The sequence below is a fragment of the Actinosynnema sp. NPDC023658 genome (assembly GCF_040639995.1).
In the GTDB taxonomy this organism is placed as follows: Bacteria; Actinomycetota; Actinomycetes; order Mycobacteriales; family Pseudonocardiaceae; genus Actinosynnema.
This window is the reverse complement of record NZ_JBFAAX010000600.1, coordinates 1-3,472: the sequence shown is the minus strand read 5'-3', so window position 1 is coordinate 3,472 and position 3,472 is coordinate 1. Positions and strand designations below refer to the sequence as shown.

The window sequence follows — 3,472 nt, the reverse complement described above, 5'->3', positions numbered from 1 at the left end:
CGTGTCGTCCCGGCGGTCGACCGGGTTCGCGCGGCTCGACCTGCGCGTCTACTCGCCCCTGTGCCTGGCGCTGGCGGCGTCCTGCGCCGTCGTCGCGTTCGCCTGAGCACCCGCCCGGACGTGGTGATCGGCCCCCGCCCGGGCGCACTGGCTCGGACGGGGGCCGACGGTTCGCGGTGACGCGATCAGGCTCGCGCCGGGGGCACTACGCGCACTTCGGCAGCTGCGGGTGGTGTTCGCCGCGCTTGACGGACTCCTTGGCGAGCGTGCACTGCAGGGCGTAGTAGGCGGGCTTGCGGGTGAAGTCGTCCCACATCACGGTCGCCGCGCCCTCACCGGTGAAGAACACCGGCACCCAGGAGTACTTGTCGGTGAAGCCCCAGATCGTGAAGGAGTCGCAGCCTTCGACGTTGAGGCACGCGACGAGCGCGCGGTTGTAGTAGTCGGCCTGCTTGGCCAGCATCTCCGCCGTGGGCACGCCGTCGGCCGGCAGGTCCATCCGGACGTCGAGCTCGGTGATGGCGGTGCTCAGGCCCAGGTCCGCGAACCGCTTGAGGTTCGTCTCCAGGTCGCCGGGGAAGCCGTAGCGGGTGCTCAGGTGCGACTGGGCGGAGAAGCCGTCGACCGGCACGCGCTGCGCGCGCAGGTCCTTGATCAACGCGTAGTAGGCGTTGCTCTTGGCGTTGACGCTCTCCACGTTGTAGTCGTTGAAGAAGAGCTTGGCCTTGGGGTCGGCCTGGTGGGCCCAGCGGAAGGCGTCCGCGATGATGCCGGGGCCCAGCTCTCGGATCCAGATGTTCTCGGTGCGCAGCTTGCCCGAGTCGTCGAAGATCTCGTTGGCCACGTCCCACTGCTGGATGCGGCCCTTGTAGCGGCCGACGACGGTGGTGATGTGGTCGCGGAGGATCGCGCGGAGCTGGTCGGGGGTGAAGTCGCCCTGCTCCAGCCACGCCGGGTTCTGGCTGTGCCACAGCAGGGTGTGCCCGCGGACCACCTGGCGGTTCTGCTGGGCGAACTTCACGATGGCGTCCGCCATCCCGAAGTTGTAGCGGCCCTGCTCGGGGTGGAGGTACTCCCACTTCATCTAGCGCTGGTTGGTCTGGTTGTTGCAGTCCCAGATCTGGGCCAGGGCGCCGTTGGTCGGCGTGCTGCCGGGGATGTCCAGGCAGCGGCCGGAGCTCTGGCTCACCAAGGAGAACGACGTGGGCGCGGGGCCCCCGCCGCCGCTGACGACGTACACCGCCGTGCCGTGCGCCGGGACGCTGGCCGAGATGGTGCCGGACGTTGTGGTGGTGCCGTTGGTCCAGGCGTCGCGCAGCGTGAACGAGCTGCCCGACAGGCCGATCGCGCTCGCCGTGGTCGAGACGGTGGTCGTGCCGCTACCCTGGTTGAACAGCGCCACCGCGACGTTGCCGTTGGCCAGTCGCTTGGCCAGGACGCGGCGGGTGCCGTCGTTGGTGACCTGCACGGCCTGTTGCCCCAGCGGGTCCTGGTTGATGGCGATGAGGTTGGCGTTCTTCAGGATCGTCGACGTCGCGGAGTCCATGTTGCGCAGGTCGTTGCCCGCGATGAGGGGCGAGGCCATGACCGCCCACAGGGCGAAGTGGCTGCGCATCTCGGTGTCGGTCATCCCACCGCGACCGACCTCCATCATGTCCGGGTCGTTGAACGCGCCCGGCTTGGCGTAGGAGGCGAGCGGAACGGTGACGTTGACGATGTTCTGGATGCCCATCGGGTAGCCGTTGGTCTGCCCGGTGTCCCACTTGTTGGTGATGTCCTCGGTGGTGCGCCAGATGTTCGCGACGTCACCCCAGTTGCGCCGGGGCCCGGTCTTGTCGTGGATGCTGTTGGAGTTGATGCTGTAGACGATCGGCCGGCCGGTGGCCGCGAGGGCGTCGCGCATCTTCGCGAACGTGCGCACCTGGTCGTCGATCGTGCCGCTGGGCGAGCACCAGTCGTACTTCAGGTAGTCCACGCCCCACGCGGCGAACTGCCGGGCGTCCTGCGCCTCGTGGTTCAGGCTGCCGGTCGCGCCGGGGTAGGAGTTGAAGTACTGCGCGCACGTCTCGGACAGCGGCGCCTGGTAGATCCCGAACTTCAAGCCCTTGGCGTGGATGTAGTCACCGAGCGCCTTCATGCCGCTGGGGAACCGGCTCGGGTCACCCTGGAGGTTGCCCGACGAGTCCCGGTTGGGGTTCATCCAGCAGTCGTCCACCACCACGTACTGGTAGCCCGCGTCACGCATGCCGGAGTTGGCCATCGTGTCGGCCATCTGCCTGATCAACGTCTCGCTGATGTTGCAGCCGAACGTGTTCCACGAGTTCCAGCCCATCGGGGGCGTGCGCGCCACACCGTTGTCCAATGCCTGGGCTGACGATGTCTGCAGCACTGTCGTTACGCCGAACAGCAGCATGCCTGCCGCCAACAGCGTTGCCACCCTGCGGGTACGGGGGAGTCGTTTTGCTGTCACCCTGGTCTCACTCCTCGATGCGTATGACATCCCGACTGCCATCCGTGTTGCGCACGGCCGGGCAGAGCACTGCCCGTTGGTCCGGAATCTCGGGTTCGACAGATCTGCCGGCGGGCTGTGGCGCGGCGGCTCCCGTCAGCGGCGCAGGCTTTGGCGGAGCCAGTGTGGCACCTGATGTTCACGCTCACAAGGCAGTGTTCACAGAAGGGTGCAATCGGAAAGCTCGGGCAGGCCGCCATTTGAGACGGAACGCCTTGCAGGAGCATCGGTGCTGCTCGGACCCGGCAACACGTGGTTGCACAGTCAAGTGCTCGACACGCAAGACGCAGATGAACGCTAACAATTCGCCCGGGATGGTGCGTTAACTGCCGGTCCTCTGCGTGGCCACATCGGCCCACGAGTCACGGCCCCGCGATCCGGTGCGGCGCTCGCGGCGACCTGCCGTCGATGGCGACGGTGGGAACTGCCGTGCGAATGCACGATTCCCGAACTGCGCGCACAACGACACGACCGCGTCCACCATCACCGGCACCCCGGTCACGCACGGTGGCCGGAACGCGTGTCTTCGCCACCGCCGCCGACCGGTACGGCTACGTCGTCGTGGTACCCGAAGCGACCCGCGAGGGGCACTCCTTCGACGTGTCCACCCTGGCCGGGCTGACCCGCAACGGCGGCAGCGACTCCACGGGCACCATGTCCATGGTCGGCTGGACTCGCCAGCGCTACGACGTCGATCCGGCCCGCATCGTCGTCAGCGGGTTCTCGTCGGGGGCCATGATGACCAACGTGCCGGCCGCCCAGTGAGCCGTCGGGCGAAAAGTCCAGAGGCGGACCGGCCGATTGTCCGGTCTCCGCATCACTGCCGTTGCGTTCTCCTACGGCCCCTGGACGCGCGAGCATGCAACACCGCACGTGACAGCCAGGCACGATCCATCAGGTGACCGGCCACCCCTCGGTTGAACTCCCCAGCAATGGACTCTGCGCAACTGACGCCCCTCCACC

The 3,472-nt window shown here is 67.6% G+C and carries 3 protein-coding genes; 1 reads left to right on the top strand and 2 read right to left on the bottom strand.

Annotated features, from left to right (window positions below):
• Window positions 1-205: 205 nt before the first annotated feature.
• The gene (locus AB0G02_RS31880) at window positions 206-1,084 is read right to left on the bottom strand and encodes an endo-1,4-beta-xylanase (protein ID WP_360801503.1); all 879 of its coding nucleotides are present in this window, start codon (window positions 1,082-1,084) and stop codon (window positions 206-208) included.
• A complete protein-coding gene (locus tag AB0G02_RS31875; RefSeq protein WP_360801501.1) occupies window positions 1,085-2,350 on the bottom strand; it encodes an alpha-galactosidase in 1,266 nt (421 codons plus the stop codon). It abuts the gene before it with no gap.
• Window positions 2,351-3,016: 666 nt separating this feature from the next.
• On the opposite strand from AB0G02_RS31875, the gene AB0G02_RS31870 reads away from it, so the two are divergent.
• Window positions 3,017-3,274, top strand: a complete 258-nt coding sequence (locus AB0G02_RS31870; protein ID WP_360801498.1) for a PHB depolymerase family esterase — start codon at window positions 3,017-3,019, stop codon at window positions 3,272-3,274.
• Window positions 3,275-3,472: the final 198 nt, after the last annotated feature.